This is a genomic window from Formicincola oecophyllae, assembly GCF_006542395.2.
In the GTDB taxonomy this organism is placed as follows: domain Bacteria; phylum Pseudomonadota; class Alphaproteobacteria; order Acetobacterales; family Acetobacteraceae; genus Formicincola; species Formicincola oecophyllae.
The window spans coordinates 780,283-802,590 of sequence record NZ_CP038231.1 but is presented as its reverse complement, the minus strand read 5'-3'; the positions used below and the strand labels follow the sequence as shown (position 1 = coordinate 802,590).

The following is a 22,308-nucleotide window of genomic DNA, read 5'->3' as shown; positions in this document are numbered from 1 at the left end:
GAGCATGCATTCAGATCAGCCGGAAGACCATCAGCACTCTTCTCAGCAGGCTGAACAGAATCTGCCGTCGGAGCAGCATGAGCCTGCACAGGCCGAACACCATCATGAGGTTGCCCAAGAGGCGTCCCCTGAACAGCATGAGCCTGAGCAGGCTGAACACCATCATGAGGTTGCCCAAGAGGCGCCCCCTGAACAGCATGAGCCTGCACAGGCCGAACACCATCATGAGGTTGCCCAAGAGGCCCCCCCTGAACAGCATGAGCCTGAGCAGGCTGAACACCACCATGAGGTTGCCCAAGAGGCCCCCCCTGAACAGCATGAGCCTGAGCAGGCTGAACACCATCATGAGGCTGCCCAAGAGGCGCCCCCTGAACAGCATGAGCCTGAGCAGGCTGAACACCATCATGAGGCTGCCCAAGAGGCGCCCCCTGAACAGCATGAGCCTGCACAGGCCGAACACCATCATGAGGTTGCCCAAGAGGCGCCCCCTGAACAGCATGAGCCTGCACAGGCCGAACACCATCATGAGGTTGCCCAAGAGGCCCCCCCTGAACAGCATGAGCCTGAGCAGGCTGAACACCACCATGAGGTTGCCCAAGAGGCCCCCCCTGAACAGCATGAGCCTGAGCAGGCTGAACACCACCATGAGGTTGCCCAAGAGGCGCCCCCTGAACAGCATGAGCCTGCACAGGCCGAACACCATCATGAGGTTGCCCAAGAGGCGCCCCCTGAACAGCATGAGCCTGCACAGGCCGAACACCATCATGAGGTTGCCCAAGAGGCGCCCCCTGAACAGCATGAGCCTGAGCAGGCTGAACACCATCATGAGGCTGCCCAAGAGGCGCCCCCTGAACAGCATGAGCCTGAGCAGGCTGAACACCATCATGAGGCTGCCCAAGAGGCGCCCCCTGAACAGCATGAGCCTGCACAGGCCGAACACCATCATGAGGTTGCCCAAGAGGCGCCCCCTGAACAGCATGAGCCTCCACAAGCTGCAACCTTGTATGAAAATTATTTGGCGTCAGAGCAAAATATTAGTCACACAGAAGCTCCTTCATTGGGGTCTCATGAGGGTTTGATGAATCAAGTGGCTTATGGTGAAGCCAATAAGGGCTTCTTCTCCAGGTTGATGGAGAAAATTTGGAAATACATTGAAAACATGACTGTTAAACAGTGGATGTTTTTTCTGATAGTGATTTTCCCAACCACGGTTGTAGCTATTTATTTATGGTGTTTCGCCTCACCTCAATATATTTCAGAGACCCATTTCTTGGTGCGCGGCAAATCGACTTCATCAATGCCCGCAGGGTTGGGGTCTCTTATAGAGGGCAGTAGTGGTGCCTCTGAAGACACCTATGCTGTGGAAGACTTCATGATGTCGCGTGATGCAGCACAGATGTTGTTGAAGACACCTGAATTGCACAACATGTTCAGCCATTCCTACATTGATGAATTTGCGCGCTTTCCATCCATATTCACGCGAAAGGATTTTGAGAGCTTTTACAAATACTACAAAAGGCATGTGAAAGCTGAGATTGACGAGGAAGACAGCATTTCTCATCTGACAGTGAGGGCATTCTCCCCTCATGATGCCCAGGAGATCTCAAAATGGCTGGTTAAGGGGGCGGAAAAGCTTGTCAATGACATGAACGAGCGACAAAGACAGAATCTCATTGCAGCCAGTCAACGTGAGATCAATGAAACGCGCAAGGAACTTCACGATGTGGAGTTAAACTTGGCACGTTACCGGCATAGCAATGAAATCATTGATCCATTGAAGCAATCCACCCCGATGGTTTCTACAGCCTACTCATTTGAAGTGACATTGAGCATGCTGCGGGCCGATTTGGTTCAATTAATGCGCACTTCACCTCACAGTCCCCTCATTCAGGTCTATAAGCAACGTATTGCCTCTTTGCAGGCGCAGGTTAACCAGGCTGAGGCGCATGTTGTGGGGCGGGATCCCAAATCAATGATTCCGAAAATCACAGCCTATGATGAATTGCTGGTTGATCAGAAGATTGTTCAGAAGAAACTATCCACAGAGACTGCAGCTTTAGAGATGGCCAAACAACAGGCTGACAAAGAAAGGCTGTACATCACCATAATCACTCAGCCCAGCCTGCCAGACTATCCCGTCTATCCCAAGGACACCATTATCTTGATTATTACCTTGGTCACCACATTAGGTGTGTATGTGACGGGTAGCCTCTTGGTTGCTGGAGCACGTGAACATGCCCTCCAGTAAAGTGACGCCTGAAACATATCATATGCTTCATAGGCGCAGTGCGGCCCGACATGTTAACCCCACGCTTTTACGCGCTTTCAACACTCAGTTAAGGGTCATTCATGCGCTTCTCATGCGTGAGATTCATACGCGCTATGGCCGTGAGAACATTGGTTTTCTATGGGTTATTGGGGAGCCCATTCTATTTTGTGCTGGGGTAGCCATTGTTTGGACGGCCATAAGACCCTCTCATGAACATGGCTTGAAAATGACTGCCATGGTAGTGACAGGTTATGTGCCATTGACTATGTGGCGTCACAGTTCAGGGCGTGCGGTGAAAGCATTTGAAGTAAATTCGACACTACTATATCATCAATTGGTGACACCCTTAGACATTATTGTGGCACGTGCTGTTCTGGAAATAATAGGCACCATACTGGCAGGCGTACTGGTAGTGACTGGAGCAGTGATGCTGGGTTACATGGAATGGCCTGTTGATTGGGGTTTGGTCCTAGCTGGATTAGGATTCACTTGTTATTTCTGTTTTGCCTTTGCAATACTGTTAGCGCCCTTAACAGAGCGTTCAGAATTCCTTGAAAAGGCCATGTCAATCACAATGTATTTGTCGCTTCCTTTGACCGGGGCATTTATCATGACAGACTGGTTGCCATCACGTTATCAATGGATTCTTGAGGCATCCCCCTTGGCCGACTCTATAGAAATGATACGGCAGGGGGTGTTTGGATTAAAGGTGGTGCCACATTATTCAGTGCCCTACATGCTGGCGTCCTGTACTATTATGTTGATGGTTGGAATGTATTTAAGTATGCATTCACGTAAATATATTGAAATGTGAACACAGTCATGAATGAAGATCAAGGCATCATTAAGGTAGAAGAACTTAGTAAATATTATCATGTCGGTAAAGAGAAACGTCTTATCTTGGATAAAGTGAACCTTGCTATCGCACCCGGTGACAAGGTGGGTTTGCTGGGGCGTAACGGTGCCGGCAAATCAACATTTGTCAAATTGTTGGGAGGGGCTGAGCTACCTACAGGAGGCACCATCAAGCGTGGCATGACCGTTTCTTGGCCATTAGGTTTCGGGGGCGCTTTTCAAGGCAGTCTCTCAGGTCATGATAATTTGCGTTTTATTTGCCGTGTTTATGATATTGATTACCATGAAACCTTGGATTATGTGCAGGATTTTGCTCAGTTGGGGCGCCAGTTCTACGATCCAGTCAAAACCTATTCTTCAGGCATGCAGGCTCGGTTAGGGTTTGCCCTTTCCTTAGCGATTGAATTTGACTGTTACCTTACTGATGAGGTTTTCATGGTGGGTGATGCGCGTTTTGGGGAGCGTTGCCGTGAGGAACTCTTTGGTAAACGTGCCAATCGCACTTTGGTGATTGTTTCACACGATATGGATTTTATGCGCAAATACTGCACCAGAGGTGTCATCGTCCATGACCGCAAACTACATGAATACCCTACAGTCGATGCTGCCATTGATCGCTACTATCAACTGTAGGGTTCAACATTCATTGGCTTAAGGCCTTTAACACATTGGCCAATAGCTGCTCAGCTTTTTGGGCGGAATCTGATTCAATGTAAATGCGCAGTTCCGGTGCATTGCCAGAGGGGCGAAGATGAACTACGTCCCCAGAACTGAAGGTCATTCTGTGACCATCCAGTTCATTTGTGTCGACAAGGGCTCCGCATTGAGCGGTCAAGCCCATTTTCTCCAAATGACCAGCAGGTTCAGCGCGCAGGGCTTGTATCAGGCCCAAGCTTTCCTCGCGAGGTTTGTTTTGAATGCGGTCGCTGACCGTGACCCGCTGACACGCTTTTTTGAAGTAGGCGCTTAGTGGCAGCTTGTTTTCATGGGCCGCCATCAAACCACACAGCAACGGTAGCACGGCATCACGCGTGGGAAGCGGCGCGAGGCTCCCATCCCTGGTGGGGTGGGGGAGGGCCTCAGCCGTCAGGAAACCACCATTGGCTTCATATCCCACCACGGGCCCTTGCCCCGCTTTGGTAAGCTCTGTCATGGCTTCAATGACAAAGGGGGAGCCAATGCGCGTGCGCCGTGTCTGTAGCCCTTGCTGGCGTGCCATTTCCTCCAGGCCTGTGTTGCTACTGATGGGCGTCACTACCGCACCAGCCCCCAGCCACCCTGCGCTCACCAGACCCAGGACATCACCACGGATCCAGTTACCTTGTTCATCAGCCAGTAAAGGGCGGTCTGAATCACCATCTGTGGTCACAATGGCATCAAGGCCATGTTCAGTTGCCCATTGGCGCGCTAAAGTCACATCCTCTGGACGCACAGCTTCCGTGTCCACAGGGATGAAACGCTCTGAACGGCCTAGGGGCATGACCTGCGCCCCCAGACGTTCCAAAACAACCTTCAACACGTCTCGCCCCACAGCGCTGTGCTGATAAACTCCAATGTGAAGGCCTTTTAGAGCGCTTGACCCAAAGAAATCTTCATAACGTTGGACATACTGCCTCAGCAATTCAGGTTGCAGCTGTGAGCAAGCCTGATCTGGCAAAGGTATGGCGTGGTCTTGAGCAAGCATGCCTTGACCGTCAAAGAGGCCGTCAGGGAGGGTGACGTCCTCTTCACGCATGGCGATTTCATCAGGTTTCAGGAATTCCCCTTGCGCACGGTTGAACTTCAAGCCATTGCGGTCATCAGGAATGTGACTGCCAGTCACCATGATGGAAGCCATGGCACGACTGTAACTATGGTGGCAAAGGGCAGGAGTGGGCACGAAACCGGCGCACACAGGTTTACCACCCATATATTCAACGGCTGCCATGCAGGCGCGCATCATGCGTGGACTGCTGGGACGCAGATCACCTGCAATGGTTATGGGTTGACCAGGCTTGAACTCACCCTGGCGTTCCAAATGCTGCAGGAAGCCCACCGTGTAGGCAAAACACACTTCATCCGTCATTGCCGCGACCAGGCCGCGTGCACCGCTGGTGCCAAATTTGACCCCAGAACGATTCATCCATTCAGAGATTTTCATGTGCTGCCCAGCCTTTTTGCCAAAGAAAGTGACATGCCCTGCCAGATTGGCCTGGCAAGGCGCCGATGCGAAAGAGAATCACTTGTGGCGCGCGTAGTCATCCTCAAAGCGCACAATGTCGTCTTCGCCCAGATAGGAGCCAGACTGCACCTCCACAAGAACGAGGGGGATGACGCCTGGGTTTTCCAGGCGATGAACCTCACCCAGTGGCAAATAGACACTTTCGTTCTCAGTTAGCTGCAGGCGCTCGTCACCACGGGTGACGATGGCTGTGCCACTGACCACCACCCAGTGCTCCGCCCGGTGGTGATGTTTTTGCAAAGAAAGTTTCTTGCCAGGGTCGACCTTGATGGACTTGACCTGGTAGCGGTCACCTAGGGCGATGGTCTCATAACTGCCCCAAGGGCGGGCAACATGCTTGTGGTTGATGACCTCAGGGCGTTGCAGGCCTTGAAGCTTGCTGACCAGGGGCTTGATGTCCTGCGCGCGTTTGCGGGACGTAACCAGTACTGCATCACGGGTGGTCACCACCACGACGTCCTCAAGGCCCACGACCGTGGTCAGCATGCCTTCTGAACGCACATAACAGTCGTGGGCGTCATGTAGGACAACATCACCGCGCACAGCGTTGCCATTTTCATCCTGTGGGGTGGCTTCGTGCACAGCTGACCAGCTGCCCACATCTGACCATGTGAAGCTGGCCGGCACCACAACCGCCTTGCTGGTGCGTTCAGCAACAGCATAGTCAATGGATATTTTGGGGGCTTTGGCGAAATCCTTGGGGTCAAGGCGAATGAAGTCCAGATCGGCCTGGGAATCCTTGAGGGCCTCACGGGCGGCCTTGAGCACTTTAGGCTCATGGGCCTGGAATTCATCAATCCATGTTTTGGCCTGGGCAATGAAAATGCCGGCGTTCCAGTCATAGCGGCCGGATTTCAGGAAGGCCTCAGCCTGGGTCTGGTCGGGTTTCTCCGTGAAGCGGCTCACTTGGAAGGCGCCTTTGATCACATCCCCCTGGGCGTTTTCAAAAGGCTTGCCACGTTCGATGTAGCCATAACCGGTTTCCGCCTTGGTGGGCTTCATGCCGAATGTGGCAATGGCGCCAGCCTGTGCGGCCTCACAGGCAGCTTGGAAGGCCCTGTCCCATTCAGGACCGGTTTCCATCAGTGCGTCTGCAGGGCTCACCCAAAGCAAGGCGTCAGGTGCCTTCTTGCTGGCCCACACAGCCGCTGCGGCGATGGCTGGCGCTGAATCGCGCCCCTCAGGCTCAAGCATGATGGCTGAGGGCTTGATCCCAATGGCGCGCAGCTGTTCAGCCACGATGAAACGCTGCTCAGCGTTGCAGATGACCAAGGGTGCCAACACTTTGGGCCCGGTAACGCGCAGCACAGTTTCCTGGAACATGGAGTTCTTAGAAAGCAGGGGCGCGAATTGCTTGGGCGCGTTCTTGCGCGACAGCGGCCAAAGCCTTGTCCCGCTTCCCCCACACAGAATGACGGGCAAAATGGATGCTGAGGAGGATGCTGCTGTCATGGGAACATTTCTTGTGGAGCTGGGCCATGGGAAGCAAAGCAGCCAGTGCTTTGCGCTGGAGCCTGGACTATGCCCCAAATGGATCAAACCGTAAAGTTCACTGCGCAGCTTCGCTTGCTCGCGCTGTGGTGGTGCGCAGCAAAGCCTCCAAAATGACCTTATGCAAAGCGGCTGGGGTGAGGGTCACGTTTTGTTTGGATACAGTTTGGTCTGGGTGAGCATCATTGGATGGTGGATAGCGCTTGATGAGCCATGGCGTGGTGCGCGTGGCTGGGGAGCGCCCAGGCGCGCACTCTTTGAATGCGGGACGGTGGTCGCCAAAAAACACTAACATGCCACTGTGGCCCCGCAGAGCTTGAGCTTCCAAGGCTTGGTCCAGTTCCCCCAGAAGGTCGTCACTGTGGCGGACGTGCATCAGCCAGGCGTCCAGGGCGGTGGCTGCGCCTGCACGGCCTGCTTGCCAGGGGCCGTGATTCTCCATGGTGACGGCATGAATGTAGAGGCGTCCCGCCGCTGGGTTGTAACCTTCAAGGCGCCGCATGATGTCTAGGCCCAACGCTTTGTCACTGACGTAAGGCCCACAGGACTTGGCCCCCTGGAAGGCCTTTGGCCCCACCAAGCCGTTGAAGCCGGCTTTGGGCATGAGATGGTCACGGTTGTAGAAACGCAGGTCATGGGGATGGATGAACAGCCGTTGACGATAGTAGCGCGCCAGACGGTTGGGCAGGGCACAGGCGATGTCTTCAGCAGCCGTCATGTAAGGGTCAAAGGCGCGGTGCGCCAACTGGCTGTCTGCCAGGCCAAACAGCACCCCATGTTCAGTGCGCATGGTGTAAGCCCCGAAACCGCTGGGCACCAGATCGCCCCACCATGTACTGGGTTCTGAACGGATCCTGTTGAGGGCAGGCAGTGGAACGGGGGTTTGGGGAAGCCCGGTGAAGATTTGGTCCGGCTCAGCCCACGATTCACCTTGAACGATCAGCAGGAGGTCAGGCAGCGCTTCCTGCCCCAGGGACAGGTTGAGTGGGTCTGGGGTGCTGGCAGGCCTTGGCTCCATCCAACGCAGGCTGTGGCCCAGAAGGGTGGCCAGCATGCCATGGCGCTGGACATGGGCCGTCACCACTTGAGGTGGGGTGTGCCGCGTGAAGTCATTGCGCCCCATGATGGTGGTGTGGCGCAGACAACCCCAGAGGATCCCAAATCCCACCACCATTTCACAGGCGCCCACGAAGCGTGGTGTCAGCGCCGTTGTTGATTGCCAGATGATGAAGCCCACCAATCCAATGATGACGAGGAACGCGGCGCCGAACAGGGGCCTTGGGACAGCGTCCAGGTAAAAGGCCGGATGTTTGATGATGTTGGTGATGAGAATGAAGTCCGTGAATTCAAGTGGTTCACGCAGGACCCCTTCCTTCACGCGTGAGGCGATGGCCAGGGCGCCCATCAGCACCACAACGCACACTGTTGAAAACAGCCATGTGCCCGTCACAAGCTCAAAAAGCCCCAACAGGCCCAGCCAGGCTAGTTCCCCCAGCCACCAGCCCTTGCTGTCTAAAGGGTGAGTCAGGCCGCGTTTCATGGCGCCTGAAAGGGCGAGGTAATCCACTGCCCGGCATGAAAGTAGCGTGAGGAGGGTTGCGAAGCCGGCCTTGGCAAACATGCTCCCCAGGCCGGGGTTCACCGGCAGGTCAGGAATGTTCACGGCTGGATGGCCTGAAGCTTGCTGAGGGCCTCCATAATGCTTTCCCGCCAACTGCGTGGTTGCCAGTCCGTGGTGGAAAGGCGCTTCCTCTGTGCCTGCCAAAGCGGGCCACAACGGCAATAGTCCTCAACCAACATGCGCCAGCGCATCCCGTCCAAGCTGTCCACGTAATCTGGCAGGGCCCCTGCGATCTCATGAAACACGGGCAGGTCTGAGCAGATGACAGGCACCTTTAAGGCAAGGGCCTCCACTAAAGGCAGTCCGAAACCTTCGTCAAAGGATGGGAAAAGCAAGCCTCGCGCCTTGCTCAACAGCATCAGCAAGGCTTCATCCACCATGTTGTTATGCTCCACCACCAAGCCTTGCAGATCACGACAACGTTCGAGCAGGTCCAGGATGTTTTCGTTCTCCCACCCCCGCTTTCCAACCACATGCAGAATGGGCAGGCGTGCGCGCGCCGCGGGATCTGTGACGCAGTCCTGGGCCATGGCACGCCAGAAATGCAGCAGAAGCAAATGGTTCTTGCGGGGTTCAATGGTACCGATGACCACGAATTCCGCCCGTTCGGACAGAGGGGGGGTAGAAGAAGGTTGTGGCAGGGTGGTGGGAATGTCGACGCCATGCAGAACAGGAATGATGGGCGGTGTTGCTTGATGGGCGGGGTGGCGTTGATAGTGGATCTTTAAGCGGTCCGCCACATGTTGCGCTGGCGTCAGGATGGCGTGTGAAAGCGCCTGCACTGTGTTCAGGCGTTGCCTGTGCCGCTTTTCCTGAACTGGCCGTGCGTATTCAGGGTAATCCAGCGGGATGAGGTCGTGCACCATGGGCACGAAACGGGCTTGGAAATGATTCATGATGCGCCTGATGGCGCGCGGCCTGTGCAAATGGTGGTGGGAAAGCAGCAGGTACAGTGGCCTTTGCCCAGTTTGCTGCGCCTGATGGCGCATACGTGTTCCAAGGCGCCACCAGGCCAAGTTGGGTTTAAGGAGGCCAAGCGTCATGGAACTTGCCAGGTGGCGCGCTTTCCTGGTGTGTGCCCTCCCCTGAAGCCACGTGTCGCAAAGGGCCCCGACCAACGCAGCCACAGCGGGACGTTGAAGGACATTGACTGTGCCCATGGGGTGCATGGCCACGAAAACGCTGTCAGGCCGTGTCAGGCACAGGCGCGCGTAGGCCAGTTCGACACGGTCTATGCCTGTGGGAACGGAAGCGCCAGCGCGGTTCAACAAACGTGAAATGTCCAGGATAAGGGGGGCTGCACCGAAGCTTGGAGCTGCTTGAGGCATGAGTGAGGAGAAAGCCATCAGTCAGTCGCGTCAGTGGGCTGGGGCAGAAGCAGTTCCGGCTCATCCATCTGTTCAGGGGCCGTCATGCGCGCTATGGCACTGCGGCAAAGCTTCTGGAGGCCTTCATCTGAGAAGAACCCCCCTGAGATCAAGGCGCGTTGAATCAGCACCCGCTTGAAAGCCGCCCAGGTCTGGGGATCTGGCTTGGGTGGGTTGCGCCAGAACCCGTCCAACGCCCCTTGGTGGGTGATATCCTTGATGGCGTAGACTGCACGTCCCATGGCATGGACGGGGATCCCCCTATGCAATGCCAATGTGCCCACGGTGCTGTTGACCGTCACGACGCCTTCAGCGCCTGTGACCAAGCGTTCGATGTCGCCAATGCCCATGAAATGGACGCGCCCTTCAACATGATGCTGGCGCGCCACGTCTTGAATGATGTTTTCCCAGTTGCGCAAGCCGTTATCAAGAGGGTGCTCCTTGATGACCAAATGCATGTGGGTGGGAGCGTAGGAGGCAAAGGAACGAATGACCTGTTCAATGGCGGGTGTCATGCCCGTGAAGCCTGAATGGAGCCTAATTTGGGCATCGGCATCCAATTGCAGGGGGAAGAGCATGTAAGGCATGCCAGCACTCAGGTGGTCGAAAACCTTTTCGCTTTGCTGTTGCACTTTCTTGCGCCGTGAGAGACGCCTGAGCCATCCCACACCCTCCTGTAGGGGATGCCAGGGCCTGTAATCCTTCCAGCCTGGATAAAGGGGGCGTGTGACAAGGTCGGCCGTGTTGTAGGCGACCCCTTCCAAGGCGCGGCGCAGGAAGGAGGATGGAACCCTGTGATGGGCACGCCGCGGTGGCAGTTTGGCTGCTTCCTGGAGATACCACGCCGGGTCGCGGGGCAAGGAGGAATTGGCATTGACGCCGTGGTTCTCGAGTGTCACCCAATCTGGACGGATGTAACCTTCCTCAAACACATGGACACGCACCCCCATCTGCTTGCACAGCTTGACCGCAATGCGATGCAGGGGGCGGCAATCGCCAAAAAGCACCACGTCTGTGATATGATGGCGCTTAATGATTTGACGGCAATGGAAGCGCCAGCGTTTTTCATTACCGCGATATTCTATGTTGCCCCCCAGGCGCCAGAACAGCCAGTCCCCCCCATTGAAATTAACCTTCCAAACACAATGTCCCGCTTTGCGGAGGGCGCTGCCCAAGCTTTGGAAGAACGGCCCCTGCAACCCCTGCAACAACAAGAAACGCCGTGGCGGGGCTTGGTGTGCATTGAATGTCAAAGGTTCCTGGGGCATGGATCACTCGCAGTAATGTAAGGGCCACTTGTGCCGTCAGGCCCTGTTCTAGCAGGCTGGTGGGCCAAGGGTGAAAAAACTGCTTTCATGAACGCCACGTCAGGGGCAAATGGCTGGGGAAGGCAGGATGGGGTGCGGTGAAATTGTGAAATCAATTCACGCCTGACTTACATTGACGTCCCCTTGAGCAGTTTGCGCAGGAACATGGTGGCTTTGCCTTGCCAATGGCGCACATGCTCCACCCATCCAGGTTTCCCTAACCCTTCCTTGAAACGGTCAAGCAATGTTTCAGGGGGACAAGGCAAATTTGTGGCTGGGTCAATGTAGCGTGGGTACAGGATAAGTGTGGCTGCCACGAGGCCATCCAAGGTAAGGCGCCTGTTGCGGCGGCTGATGGGCGGGGCCAGGTCGTCCGTCAAACCCCAGCCGCTGTAGAAGGGCTGTCCATACGTCACGACCTTCTTGTGGCGCAAAAGGGCTTCAAAACCTGCCAATGACGTCAGCACGTGAACTTCGTCAGCATGGTTGATGGCTTCCAGGATGGATGAATGTGAGGAGATTTCGTCAACGCACCGTGCTAGTACAGCGGCAGGCACATGACCTTGCCTGTGGCCTGCCGTTACATCGGGGTGAGGGCGGTAGATGATGCGGCTGTTGGGATTGGCAGCTCTGACCGCTTCCAGCAAAGCTGCGTTGCTTTTGATTTTGCCCCCACCCTTGAGGACTGAAAGGTCGTCACCAACCTGGCCTGGCACCAAGATGATGGGTTTTGGGGGATTGTTGGCAGGCTTTGCGCCTAGCCGCGCCAGCCCATTCTGAGCGATTGTCCGACCGTATTTGGAAATGCCTTCAGCAACGAGGCGCTGGCGCAACAAGGCTGCCCGCTTAAGAAGTTGTGGCGGGAGGGGGGCGTTCTCAAGCATTTCTTCTAAATCGCTGGGGCCTGAAGGGTCGAAGTAAATGCCTTGACGGTCCACAATGATGGAACAAGGTGGCGCAAAGCCGCTTCCCAGTCCTTGTGAGCGGATGAAGCCATCCTCAACACGGGCTGGGGTTGGACAGTTTTCAGGGCATTGAATGTTGATGCGGCTTGCCCAACCAGCCCACCAAGCTTTAGGGGGCGTGGAAGGCGTGCGGGAACGCTCCAACAGGCGCAGCGCCTTGCGCCAATTTGTTTTCCCAGGCCCCAAAACCGGCACAGGGAGCAGGGAGACACCAGGTTGAAAAGCAGCTTTGGCCTTTTTGCCAATCATGGGGGCCTGGGGGAAGAAGGCCTTGATGCGTTGGCGTTTCCACCAAGCGATGCCAGCCACGACAGACAAATCTTGATTGCCCCGCAACAAGCTGGCCCATTCAGCCAATTGCTGAAGGTGATCATCCAGTGAGCATGGCTGGCCATTCCAAGGGGAGCGATAAAGGTGGCCATGGTGCAACCAATCGACCACATTGGCCGCTTTCAAAGGCTTGAATTGCTCTGAAGTGCCATCAAGCCACCATACAGGCACCCCCGCCACGAGAGCCGCCACGGCTTGGTCACGCTGATTGGGTGAATCCAAGTTCTGCACAGCCAACGCGGCAGGTAGGCAGGCGCCTTCAAAAAGCCTGGGCGTGGCCGCGACAGCCCGCCATTTGTAACCAAGGCCACCGTCATTGGGGGAGGGACCATCTGGTTCTGTGGATAGCAGCTCCGCTTTGCAGGAAAGCAGGGTCTCACGGGGACAAGCAGGGTCAAGTAGAAACCATGCCGTTTTCGCATTCGTTTGAGGGAAGGGGGGTGAAGACTGGCTTTCCAGGAACATGGGCTTGCGTGGCGCAAGCCAGAATGCCCCGCCCACAGCGGTTTCCCGTAAGCACGCCAGGACATGTGTGGTCAATGCTTGGTCCGCTTGCCCTTGCCAATGGCTTAAAGGCTGCAGGGGGGTCACCATAGTTCTTAGAATGGGTGCAGGTTGAGAGGCAGTTTGCCTGAACCAGCCTTTTGGCTGGGAGGCCCTAAAAGGTGGTGGGCAAAGGTAAGGCCTGTCGGATGTCCAGAATGACGCCTGGTCTGGCTTGTTTGCCAAGGGGGGCTGCTGTGACGTCATGCCAAAGCCCTCTGTATGCTCTCCTGGGGTGTGCATGGGGTGTTTCATGTCATGATCATGCCCTGCAAGCCGGAATGGCTGGTAAAAATTATGTCTTAAGGAATAATTAACCGTTTATTCTATGCTGTTCGTTTACTTTATGCTTTAACGGAAAAAGCCATTATGGTGCAGTGCTGTTTCATGAGGGCTAGAGGCGTTCGAACACGCACCTTTGGGATCAAACAAGCACGGGGCAGCCTTTGTCCAAGCTGCCAGCAGCTGCAAGTGGACTAATTCTGTACAGGAAGGAGCCAAGCATGGCCAAGAACAACACTGCTATCCTGGCGCTGGGCGCTGTTGGATTGTTTGCGGCGCTGGCAACAGTGCACGCCCAGGCTGCAGACAGCGCACCCGTTGCGGGGCCTGCCAGCTATTCGGCCACCATCACTGACCAGACCAAGAATGCCGTTCCCATGTTCTTGCCAACAGAAGTGGCCGTCATTCCAGATGCCACTGGGGCTGGTTTCATCCGTGCCAACCGCCAGAAGCTTTATGTCAAGGAAGCTGCCCTGCGCCCAACCCCAAAAGGTGAGGAGGTCAGCCTGACCCCAGGTCAGCTCAACGTTACTGAATCGGCCTTGTTTCACATCGGCACGGGCAAGAACGGCGATTGCCCTGCAGGCAATGTGACCGCGGTCATCAATGGCGACCTTCTGAGCCTGGCTGATGTCGGTACGGGCAAGACCGTTCATCAGGTCCCCACCATGACCAGCGGTTCGCAGGTTCAAACATGCTTGGTGCCGGATGCTAAAGGTCATGCCTCAGCTACGGTGGTCACAGGTCCCGCTGGAACCCAGCACACTCTCCTGATCCAGGTTGATCGCGTGGTGCCGCGTTTTCACGATGGCCGCGCTGACCTTTCTGCTGCGATGGTCAACAATGTCACTTATGGTGGTCTGCCTGGCTTTGTGCTGCAAATGCAGGCTGCCCAGGCCCAGGCGCGTGCCCAGGCTGCCCAGCAAGCTGCTGGCAAGGCTGCTTCCAAGGCGCCGGGCAAGGGGGCTTCTGCCCATCACGGCAAAGGCAAGCACTGAATTTCAGCGTTGCCGCAATTGCGTTGACGCAGCTTCCCCAGGGCCCAAGGGTACTAAAAGCCAGTTGGCCCTGGGGTACTGACCACTGACAGGATCAAAGAACATGGATTACCGTTATATTGTGGCATTGTCCCTTCAAGAACTTGAAAGCCAGGTCACGCCACTTCTGAATGTTGGTTATGAGCTTGATGGTGGTGCCCAGCTCGAACCATTGGGGGCTGTCAACGAGCGCGGTGAGCTGCCTGTTCGCTTCACTCAAGCCCTTGTGAAAAAGTCAGCGTGACCTGCAGGTGATGTGCTGACCAGGCGCTGCATCATGCAGAACAATGCGGAAACCGCCCTGGCTTTGTGTTGGGGCGGTTTTTTTAAGCGCGTGCCACATCTTCAATGAAAAAGGCAACGCTTTTGCGTTCTTGCCAATCGTCCCGCTGGAGGGTGCCAGCGACATGCAGCAAGGGGCGCGAACTGTCTTCCAGCAAGGGGGTGAAGGCCTTGTCACCTGCCCTGAACGCCAAGGCTTTCAGTGTTGCCGTGCCGCTTTCATCCTCAAAGGTCAGCATCAACGTGTTGCTGTCTTTGCCAATGCGCTTCACATAGCGGCAGCGCACATTCTCCAGTACCAGAACGGGTTGAGGGTTGCCGGGACCAAAAGGGGCCAGGGCTTCCAGTTCCAGGGCCAGGTTTCTGTTGGCGCCATGCAGGCTGAGGCATCCATCCACATAAAGGGGTGGGCGGGCGGGAAGTTGGCAGGCGGCGGCCAGCTCCTCATCAAGCAATTTGTGGAAGCCTTCCACCTGTGCGGGGCCCAAGGCAAAGCCCGCGGCCATGGCATGGCCGCCACCGCCAAGAATGGCCCCAGCGGCGCTGGCCTTGAGGATGGCAGCGCCAATGTCGAGCCCATCGATAGAACGCGCTGACCCTTTGATGATCTCTTCCCCACCTTCCCCTACGACAAGGCCACCCACCAGGGTGGGGCGGTTGAAACGTTCCTTCAAGCGTCCTGCCACGATGCCAACCACACCGGGGTGCCAATCACGGCCATGAACGAACAGAGCGGCATGGCCTGCCGCCATCTGCTCTTCCCCTTGCCGCATGGCCTCTTCCAAGATGGCTTGCTCCACCTGGCGGCGTTTGACGTTCACACTGTTGAGTTCGGCGGCAATGGCGCTTGCCTCCCCCTCATCATCAGAAAGCAGTAGCTTCAAACCCAGTCCAGCATTGCCTATGCGGCCGCCAGCGTTGATGCGCGGCCCCAATGCAAAGCCGCAAGCCATGGCGCTGGTGCTTTCACGCACGCCAGCCACTGTGCTGAGGGCGCGCAGCCCCACCCGTTCACCACGCCCCAGCACCGCAATGCCCTGCTTGACCAGGGCGCGGTTGAAACCGCGCAAGGGCATCACATCGCAGATCGTGGCCAGCGCTACGACATCCAACAAGTTAATGAGATTGGGTTCAGCACGTTCGCCAAGCTTGAACCAACCGCGCTGGCGCAACGTCCGCACAAGCGCCACCATGGCCAGGAAAGCGACCGTGGTGGCGCACACATGGCCAAGCCCAGAAGGGCAGTCCTGCCGGTTGGGGTTGACGGTGATGGCTAGAGGAAGCTTTTGAACGCCTTTTTCATCCAGGGCGGGTTTGTGGTGATCAAGAACGATGATGTCAGGGGCGTGCTCATCACCGCTGATGGGGTCAAGGACATCCATGGCTGCAATGCCGCAGTCCACGCACAGCACAAGCCCAGCGCCTTGGGCGCCAAGGGCGCGGATGGCAGGTTCATTGGGGCCGTAACCTTCCTTCATGCGGTCTGGAATATGGCTGTGGACCTTAACCCCCAAAGCACGCAACGTGCTGACCAGAAGGGCGCTACCACAGGCGCCGTCCACATCGTAATCACCAAAAACCCCAATGACCTCCCCAGCCATAACGGCGTCAGCCAGACGTTCAGCCGCCCTGTTCATGTCAGCCAACAGGGAAGGGTCGGGCATGGAGTCCTTCAGGCGGGGTGCAAGGTGCGCCTTGATGGTTTGGCTGTTGAGCCCACGTTCAGCCAAAAGCCGCGCCGTGATGAGGGACAGGTCATGCTGTTCGGCCATGGTGGTGACAGACAGAGCCTCAGGGTGCCCAAGGCCCAGAGCGGGGCCAGCCAGAAGGGGGCTGCGCCAGCGCCACTGTCGTTCCGTGCTGCTGCAGTTGATGCCCAGCACTGGTGTTTGGTCAACCGTCATGATGGTTCCACCTTCATGACCATGGGCGTTTCATGGATGCAGGGCAGCATGGCCATGCGTTGGGCAGCCTGCGCCACGGCTTCGGCATTGGCTGGGTGGGTGACCAGCGCCATGTGAACATGGTTGGGCAACGCCGCCTCATGCTGGATGACCTGATGAACGGACACCCCATGGTCACGCAGAATGCTGGCGACATCCGCCATCACGCCTGGGCGGTCGTCCACCTCGCACCGCATGTAGAAACGGCTGGTGACGTTTTCAGCGCCTGCCGCCTTCCCCTCCCCAAGCACGTCTCGCCCACTGGCTGGCTGGCTGTGAACACCCCAAAGGGGGAAGGCATGGGTACGGCTAGGCCAGTTGCGGGCTAGCGCTGCAATGTCGGAGGCAACAGCGGAAGCCGTGGGCCCAGCGCCGGCGCCCTGCCCAGTGATGACCAGGGGGCCAGCGAAATGTGCTTCAGCGGTAACTGCATTGTACACGCCATTCACAGTTGCCAAGGCCGAATCCTCTGGCACTAGGCAAGGCTGAACCCATGCTTCAGGGGGCGTGGAGGCCCCAAGACCACGCCGGGCCATACCCAGCAAGCGCACACGGTATCCCAATGTGGCCGCAAAGCGCAGGTCCTCAGTGGTGACATGGCGGATCCCTGTGACAGGGATGGAGGTGAAATCAAGGGGTTGGAAAGCCAAACCGGCCAGGATGGCCAGCTTGTGGGCCGTGTCCACGCCGTCAATGTCTGTGGAGGGGTCAGCCTCCGCATAGCCCTTGGCCTGGGCTTCATCAAGGACATCAGCAAAGCTGCGGCCGGTGTTGGCCATTTCTGTCAAGATGTAATTGCAGGTGCCGTTGAGGATGCCCCCAACGCACAGGACTTCATCAGCTGAACAGGTGTCGCGCACCAGGCGCACAGCAGGCAGGGCACCCCCCACGGCTGCTTCATAAAGCACAGGCGCTTGGTATTGCTGTGAAAGGGCGGCCAGTTCATGGCCATGGCGCGCGATCAGGGCTTTGTTGGCGGTTACAACCGGCTTGCCAAGGCGTAGGGCGTTTTCAACAACGGCGCGCGCTGGCCCATCGCTGCCACCGATGAGTTCAACAACGATGTCCACTTCAGGGTCGCGTGCCAGTGCCACCGGGTCATCATGCCACGTCACGCCTTCAAGGGAGACGCCACGGTCGCGCCCACGCGAGCGGGCGCTGACGGCCTGGACGACAACATCGCGCCCACAGTGGCGTGACAGATTGCCTTCACAGCGCTCCAACAAGGCCAGGAGGCCCGCGCCCACAGTGCCTAATCCAGCCACCCCCAGGCGCAGGGGGGGGAGGGCGCTGGAAGGGGAATGGTCTGGCGTGGTTTCTTCAACAGGTGCGGTGTGATCGGCTTGGGTCATGGACTAACTGTAGAACGTCACCCTACAGCCAAGGTCAAGCCCAGAATGCCTAACCGCACTTTAAGGCTGGGCTTGAGGGCTGGCGCGCTCAGGCAATTGTTTCATGCCAGGCACTTCTGGGCGCGCTTTGAGGGCTGGACTGGGCATTTCCGCCCCCATGGCGGGGTTGCACCACACGCGTGCGCCATCACCAATGGCTTGGGCTGCCAACAGCACTTCACTGGCCGGCACGCCCATGTCGACCAATTTGTTGCCGATCAGGCGTGCGCGCAGAAGGCCAAGGGTCATCTCACGCTCTTGCTGTTCAGGGCGCAGGCTGGTGTCAGCTTCCATGGTGGCGCCATAGCCCGTCACGACCAGGCGGCACCCCCGTTGGCGTTCGCCGCGCTGGCCTGCTGGGGTGCGTGGGTCCGCCATGGGGTTATCCGCCTGCCAAGTACCCACCAAGGCGCTGAAAGTTTTGGCTTGCTCTCCGTTGAGCTGGTCCGTTTCAGATATGAAACGCACCAGAAGGCCATGGGGATTGGCTGTGTCAAAATCAGGCCGCACAGGTGTCACGATGGCGGGGACAGTGAATTCAGGCAGGCTTTGGGGCAGGGGCGGCGGGGCGCCGATCTGCGGTATTTCCCGTGGCAGCGCTGTAGCTAGGGTCAAGGGTTGGTAACGCACCACAGGCGGCACTGGTTGGGCCAAGGGCGGCATGGCTTTGCCATTGACCCGTTCAGGCGCACTGAAGGCAGCCGCTGTGGCGGCGTTGGTCATGGTGGGTTCGCTGTCCACCGTTTCCTCATGGGCGTTCTGGTCAGCAGGGGGGGCGTTGTCCTGCTTTTTGGGCTGCGTGGGCAATGGCCCTGATGCAGCCACCAGTTCATGGGCGTAATTGCGTTCAGCAATCAGTTTTTGGGTCAGTGCTACGCGTGCTTCAGGCGATGGGAAGCGGGGCACGTAAGTGGGTGTGCGCGCAATATCTGGGAAGGGTTTGCCCAATCCTGGCGGTGGCGGACGCAATGTCGCTAAGGGGCCGCCGTCAATTTGATGGATGGTGTCCACCATGGTTTCGACAGGGCCACGGTTTTGGCACCCTGCCAGCCCTGCGGCCAGGACGCAGGCCCAGGCGGCAGTGGGCAGGCAGGCTAAACGCCAGAGGGGGCGTGACATGGTGGGTTGTCTCCATCTCTGGCGAAAGGGGGTGCGAAGCCTGGCTAACGCCTGCTCGCTGCGGGGCCCCTGCAAAAGCGCATGGGAAGAGCCATCTTAACGATGGTGGGGTGTGGATGGCAATTTGCCAGGACCATTTCCCTTTGGGGAGATGCGCCGGTGGCGCCCTTCGTGATATGAACCGTTCATTACATATTTGTGTTTTTTCTGTGCCTTGCCCCCAGGCACCTTTCAAGAGCAGGATGGCAGCCATGACGATCACCCGCAATCACCGACTGGAAGATGACCCCAAGGGTGAAGACGAGGCCCCATCAGCCCTGCCTTCACCAGAAACGGAAAAACGTCTTTTTGAGCAGCGCAAAGTGCTGGTCTTCGGTGGCGTGAATGATCGTATGGCACGTGAAGTGACAGGGCGCCTCCTGGCGTTGTCAAGCGTTTCAGATAAGCCCATTGAAGTGTACGTCAATTCACCTGGCGGTCATGTGGAGAGTGGCGACACCATTCATGACATGATCCGCTTTGTGGATGCCCGCAGCCCTGTGACGGTTATTGGCACGGGTTGGGTGGCGTCTGCAGGGGCGTTGATTTTCGCTGCCGGCCATCCAGACCGCCGTGTTTGCCTGCCCAACACGCGCTTCCTCCTGCACCAGCCTATGGGTGGTGTGCGTGGCCCTGCGACTGACATCGACATTGAAGCGCGTGAGATCATCAAGATGCGCGAACGTCTCAACCGGATTTTCGCGCGTGAAACGGGTCAGCCTTATGAAAAGGTGGCCCGTGACACAGACCGTAACTACTGGATGTCCGCTGATGAGGCGAAGGCCTACGGCCTGGTGAGCCGCATCATTGAGCGGGCTTCAGACCTGGGCTGACCTGGCGTTGGCCATGGGGCTGCCTGCCGCCATGGCTAGGGCAAGGGCGCGTGCCCCCTTGTTTGAGTTCCACAGACTGAAGACGAGAAGGAGCGCCTGAATGAGCGCGGCGAAGCTGAAGACCAGTGACGGCAGCACCGTCCCCCCCCAGCCCGGTTATGACCATCGTGATGAGGCCGCCAGCAAGGCGCGCCTGGAACGGCTCTATTCACACCTGCCTGACGCGCCGTCATCACGCACGCTTGAAGAAGTGGACTTCCAGGCGCGCCATTGGACGAGCCCCCACCAAGGCCATTTGGAGATCGGTTCCCCCGAGCATAAAAAAGCTGTGGCTGACATGTTCAGGGAGACCTTCAACCCTTACAAGCCATCGGTCATTGACTGGCCAACGCTTGATGAAGCGGCCCGCAAGCGTCTGACCTCGCTGCCCATCTGGGACATTGCCGTTCATACAGAAGGGCGCGCGCGCCTGCGCATGGCTGCCTACGCTGAAATGCTCGCTGATGAGGAATTGCGTGACGCCATTGCCCGCAATGCGTGGGAGGAGAACCGCCACAAGGAGGTCCTATCACGCTTGGTGGACCATTATGGCATCAAGCTGGGGATTGAGCCCCCCTACGAAATGCCCAAAGACCCTGAATGGACCTACCTCGTCACGGGCTTCTCTGAGTGCTGGGACAGCTTCTTTGGCTTTGGCCTGTTTAAAATGGCTGCTGATTCAGGGCTTTTCCCAGAAGTTTTGGTGGAAACGTTCGAGCCTGTCATGCAGGAAGAGGCACGCCACATCATCCTGTTCGCTAACTGGATTGCATACCACCGCAAGCACCTGCCCTTGCTGGAGCGCGTCAAGTTTGAGGCCCGTTGCATCGCTGTCCTGGGTTACCTGTTCTATGAACGCCTGACCTTGATGAAGACCTTTGATGAAGACGGCAATGAGCACACAGAGGACTTTAATTTCGCGGTCAAGGGCGCTGAATCCGTCACTAACAAGCCCATTGACTTCGTTTACCTGATGGAACTTTGCTTGATGGAGAATGAGCGCCGCTTCGCTGGCTATGACCGCCGTTTGCTGCGGCCCCAGCTTGCGCCGTTCTGCGCCAAGGTCGCTGTGGGCGCGGTGAAAATGTGGCGCAAGCTGCGTGGCCCGGCCAAAAGGGAAGTGGCCGATGAACAGCGCGACCACCGCTTGGCCCAGCATTGATGGGCCGCCCCTGAAGGGGCTGCCTTTTGAGGTCCCGTTGAGCAATTGAACAAAGGCCTGGTCCCTTTCACAGGGGCCAGGCCTTTTATTCAGAGAACCTTGCGCGCTTACAGGCTGTCAGGGCTGCGCACTTAGCGCGCCTTGTCAGTCTTCAGGTTCCTCATTGGTTTCAGCAGTGGCGTCATCATCGCGTTCACCAACCATCAGCGCATCAGCCAAGCCAGCGTCAGCACGGATCTTGGCTTCAATGACATTGGTGATTTCAGGATGTTCTGCCAAGAAGTTCTTGGCGTTTTCACGGCCCTGACCAATCCGGGTGGAGTCATAGGAGAACCACGAACCTGATTTTTCCACAACGCCTGCTTTGACACCAAGGTCAAGGATCTCACCCATCTTGCTGATGCCCTTGCCGTACATCAGGTCAAATTCAACCTGACGGAAGGGAGGGGCCATCTTGTTCTTGACCACCTTGATGCGGGTTTGGTTGCCCACAACCTCATCCTTGTCCTTGATGGCCCCAATGCGGCGTATGTCCAAACGCACAGAGGCGTAGAACTTCAAGGCGTTGCCGCCTGTAGTCGTTTCAGGGTTGCCGAACATCACGCCAATTTTCATGCGGATCTGGTTAAGGAAGATCACCATGGTATTGGAACGTGAAACAGTGCCGGTCAGCTTGCGCAGCGCTTGGCTCATCAAGCGTGCGTGCAGGCCTACGTGGCTGTCGCCCATGTCGCCTTCCAGCTCAGCACGCGGCACCAGGGCAGCCACTGAATCAACCACCAGCACATCCACAGCGCCAGACCGTACGAGGGTGTCGGCGATTTCAAGCGCTTGCTCACCGCCATCTGGCTGGCTGATGAGGAGGCTGTCCACATCCACCCCAAGCTTGCGGGCATAGATGGGGTCAAGGGCGTGTTCGGCATCAATGAAAGCGACCGTGCCACCCTTTTTCTGCGCTTCAGCGAGCACATGCAGGGCAAGGGTGGTTTTGCCGGAACTTTCAGGGCCGTAGATTTCAACAATGCGTCCGCGTGGCAGGCCGCCAATGCCCAAGGCAATGTCCAGCCCCAGCGACCCAGTGGAGATAACGTCAGTAGTTTCCTTGGGACGTTCACCCAGGCGCATCACGCTGCCTTTACCAAAAGCGCGGTCGATTTGGCTTAAGGCAGCTTCAAGGGCACGGGATTTGTCAGTGTTTTTGTCAATGGCCAA

At 57.2% G+C, this 22,308-nt stretch carries 18 protein-coding genes; 7 read left to right on the top strand and 11 right to left on the bottom strand.

The features are described 5' to 3' along the window. Positions 1–10 precede the first annotated feature (10 nt). Positions 11–958: a hypothetical protein gene (locus E3E12_RS03585; RefSeq protein WP_141443080.1), complete on the bottom strand. Its 948-nt coding sequence runs from the start codon at positions 956–958 to the stop codon at positions 11–13. 120 nt (positions 959–1,078) lie between these two features. Between E3E12_RS03585 and E3E12_RS03580 the strand changes: the two genes are divergently transcribed. The 3 genes from E3E12_RS03580 to E3E12_RS03570 are packed head-to-tail and all read left to right on the top strand — an operon-like array spanning position 1,079 to position 3,757. Continuing rightward, the gene (locus E3E12_RS03580; protein ID WP_149498249.1) at positions 1,079–2,248 is read left to right on the top strand and encodes a capsule biosynthesis protein; all 1,170 of its coding nucleotides are present in this window, start codon (positions 1,079–1,081) and stop codon (positions 2,246–2,248) included. After that, positions 2,235–3,083 carry an ABC transporter permease gene (locus tag E3E12_RS03575; RefSeq protein WP_350337582.1) on the top strand — a complete coding sequence of 283 codons (849 nt, stop codon included), beginning with the start codon at positions 2,235–2,237 and terminating at the stop codon, positions 3,081–3,083. Before E3E12_RS03580 ends, E3E12_RS03575 begins: the two co-directional genes overlap by 14 nt. 8 nt (positions 3,084–3,091) lie before the next feature. Continuing rightward, a complete protein-coding gene (locus E3E12_RS03570; protein ID WP_206338665.1) occupies positions 3,092–3,757 on the top strand; it encodes an ABC transporter ATP-binding protein in 666 nt (221 codons plus the stop codon). 10 nt (positions 3,758–3,767) lie between these two features. Here E3E12_RS03570 and E3E12_RS03565 read toward each other — a convergent pair whose 3' ends face one another. From E3E12_RS03565 to E3E12_RS03540, 6 genes are all read right to left on the bottom strand, one after another. Continuing rightward, the gene (locus tag E3E12_RS03565) at positions 3,768–5,264 is read right to left on the bottom strand and encodes a phosphomannomutase (RefSeq protein WP_141443077.1); all 1,497 of its coding nucleotides are present in this window, start codon (positions 5,262–5,264) and stop codon (positions 3,768–3,770) included. Positions 5,265–5,342: 78 nt separating this feature from the next. Then, positions 5,343–6,797 carry a mannose-1-phosphate guanylyltransferase/mannose-6-phosphate isomerase gene (locus E3E12_RS03560; RefSeq protein WP_141443076.1) on the bottom strand — a complete coding sequence of 485 codons (1,455 nt, stop codon included), beginning with the start codon at positions 6,795–6,797 and terminating at the stop codon, positions 5,343–5,345. 97 nt (positions 6,798–6,894) lie between these two features. Further along, positions 6,895–8,499: a sulfatase-like hydrolase/transferase gene (locus tag E3E12_RS03555; protein WP_141443075.1), complete on the bottom strand. Its 1,605-nt coding sequence runs from the start codon at positions 8,497–8,499 to the stop codon at positions 6,895–6,897. After that, positions 8,496–9,785: a glycosyltransferase gene (locus E3E12_RS03550; protein WP_168194377.1), complete on the bottom strand. Its 1,290-nt coding sequence runs from the start codon at positions 9,783–9,785 to the stop codon at positions 8,496–8,498. The genes E3E12_RS03555 and E3E12_RS03550 overlap by 4 nt, the downstream gene beginning before the upstream one ends. 17 nt (positions 9,786–9,802) lie before the next feature. Next, complete coding sequence (locus E3E12_RS03545) at positions 9,803–11,077, bottom strand: capsule biosynthesis protein (RefSeq protein ID WP_240810558.1); 1,275 nt, start codon at positions 11,075–11,077, stop codon at positions 9,803–9,805. 182 nt (positions 11,078–11,259) lie between these two features. Next, positions 11,260–12,966, bottom strand: coding sequence for a capsular polysaccharide export protein, LipB/KpsS family (locus tag E3E12_RS03540; protein WP_168194376.1), 1,707 nt, complete (start codon positions 12,964–12,966; stop codon positions 11,260–11,262). A 506-nt stretch (positions 12,967–13,472) separates the two neighbouring features. Between E3E12_RS03540 and E3E12_RS03535 the strand changes: the two genes are divergently transcribed. Both E3E12_RS03535 and E3E12_RS03530 read left to right on the top strand, forming a co-directional pair. Further along, positions 13,473–14,249: a hypothetical protein gene (locus E3E12_RS03535; RefSeq protein ID WP_141443071.1), complete on the top strand. Its 777-nt coding sequence runs from the start codon at positions 13,473–13,475 to the stop codon at positions 14,247–14,249. Between the two features lie 103 nt (positions 14,250–14,352). Beyond that, on the top strand, positions 14,353–14,532 hold the full coding sequence (locus tag E3E12_RS03530; protein ID WP_141443070.1) for a DUF1737 domain-containing protein: 180 nt from the start codon (positions 14,353–14,355) through the stop codon (positions 14,530–14,532). Positions 14,533–14,614: 82 nt separating this feature from the next. Here E3E12_RS03530 and recJ read toward each other — a convergent pair whose 3' ends face one another. From recJ to E3E12_RS03515, 3 genes are read right to left on the bottom strand one after another with little or no spacing between them, the layout of a single operon-like run. Beyond that, positions 14,615–16,474, bottom strand: coding sequence for a single-stranded-DNA-specific exonuclease RecJ (gene recJ / locus E3E12_RS03525; protein WP_141443069.1), 1,860 nt, complete (start codon positions 16,472–16,474; stop codon positions 14,615–14,617). Then, complete coding sequence (locus E3E12_RS03520; RefSeq protein WP_141443068.1) at positions 16,471–17,865, bottom strand: homoserine dehydrogenase; 1,395 nt, start codon at positions 17,863–17,865, stop codon at positions 16,471–16,473. The genes recJ and E3E12_RS03520 overlap by 4 nt, the downstream gene beginning before the upstream one ends. Positions 17,866–17,925: 60 nt before the next feature. Continuing rightward, the gene (locus tag E3E12_RS03515; RefSeq protein WP_141443067.1) at positions 17,926–19,023 is read right to left on the bottom strand and encodes a hypothetical protein; all 1,098 of its coding nucleotides are present in this window, start codon (positions 19,021–19,023) and stop codon (positions 17,926–17,928) included. Positions 19,024–19,274: 251 nt separating this feature from the next. Here E3E12_RS03515 and E3E12_RS03510 point away from each other — a divergent pair, with 251 nt between their 5' ends. Both E3E12_RS03510 and E3E12_RS03505 read left to right on the top strand, forming a co-directional pair. After that, positions 19,275–19,895 carry an ATP-dependent Clp protease proteolytic subunit gene (locus E3E12_RS03510; RefSeq protein ID WP_240810557.1) on the top strand — a complete coding sequence of 207 codons (621 nt, stop codon included), beginning with the start codon at positions 19,275–19,277 and terminating at the stop codon, positions 19,893–19,895. 100 nt (positions 19,896–19,995) lie between these two features. Continuing rightward, a complete protein-coding gene (locus E3E12_RS03505; protein ID WP_240810556.1) occupies positions 19,996–21,096 on the top strand; it encodes a ferritin-like domain-containing protein in 1,101 nt (366 codons plus the stop codon). A gap of 144 nt (positions 21,097–21,240) precedes the next feature. Here E3E12_RS03505 and recA read toward each other — a convergent pair whose 3' ends face one another. Further along, the gene (gene recA, locus E3E12_RS03500) at positions 21,241–22,308 is read right to left on the bottom strand and encodes a recombinase RecA (protein ID WP_286206909.1); all 1,068 of its coding nucleotides are present in this window, start codon (positions 22,306–22,308) and stop codon (positions 21,241–21,243) included.

What these genes read in the sequence shown, in the direction of transcription:
- E3E12_RS03580 (WP_149498249.1), top strand. Translation starts at nt 1,079, where the DNA reads ATGAATCAAGTGGCTTATGGTGAAGCCAATAAGGGCTTCTTCTCCAGG.
- E3E12_RS03575 (WP_350337582.1), top strand. Translation starts at nt 2,235, where the DNA reads ATGCCCTCCAGTAAAGTGACGCCTGAAACATATCATATGCTTCATAGG.
- E3E12_RS03570 (WP_206338665.1), top strand. Translation starts at nt 3,092, where the DNA reads ATGAATGAAGATCAAGGCATCATTAAGGTAGAAGAACTTAGTAAATAT.
- E3E12_RS03565 (WP_141443077.1), bottom strand. Translation starts at nt 5,264, where the DNA reads ATGAAAATCTCTGAATGGATGAATCGTTCTGGGGTCAAATTTGGCACC.
- E3E12_RS03560 (WP_141443076.1), bottom strand. Translation starts at nt 6,797, where the DNA reads ATGACAGCAGCATCCTCCTCAGCATCCATTTTGCCCGTCATTCTGTGT.
- E3E12_RS03550 (WP_168194377.1), bottom strand. Translation starts at nt 9,785, where the DNA reads ATGCCTCAAGCAGCTCCAAGCTTCGGTGCAGCCCCCCTTATCCTGGAC.
- E3E12_RS03535 (WP_141443071.1), top strand. Translation starts at nt 13,473, where the DNA reads ATGGCCAAGAACAACACTGCTATCCTGGCGCTGGGCGCTGTTGGATTG.
- E3E12_RS03530 (WP_141443070.1), top strand. Translation starts at nt 14,353, where the DNA reads ATGGATTACCGTTATATTGTGGCATTGTCCCTTCAAGAACTTGAAAGC.
- recJ (WP_141443069.1), bottom strand. Translation starts at nt 16,474, where the DNA reads ATGACGGTTGACCAAACACCAGTGCTGGGCATCAACTGCAGCAGCACG.
- E3E12_RS03520 (WP_141443068.1), bottom strand. Translation starts at nt 17,865, where the DNA reads ATGACCCAAGCCGATCACACCGCACCTGTTGAAGAAACCACGCCAGAC.
- E3E12_RS03515 (WP_141443067.1), bottom strand. Translation starts at nt 19,023, where the DNA reads ATGTCACGCCCCCTCTGGCGTTTAGCCTGCCTGCCCACTGCCGCCTGG.
- E3E12_RS03510 (WP_240810557.1), top strand. Translation starts at nt 19,275, where the DNA reads ATGACGATCACCCGCAATCACCGACTGGAAGATGACCCCAAGGGTGAA.
- E3E12_RS03505 (WP_240810556.1), top strand. Translation starts at nt 19,996, where the DNA reads ATGAGCGCGGCGAAGCTGAAGACCAGTGACGGCAGCACCGTCCCCCCC.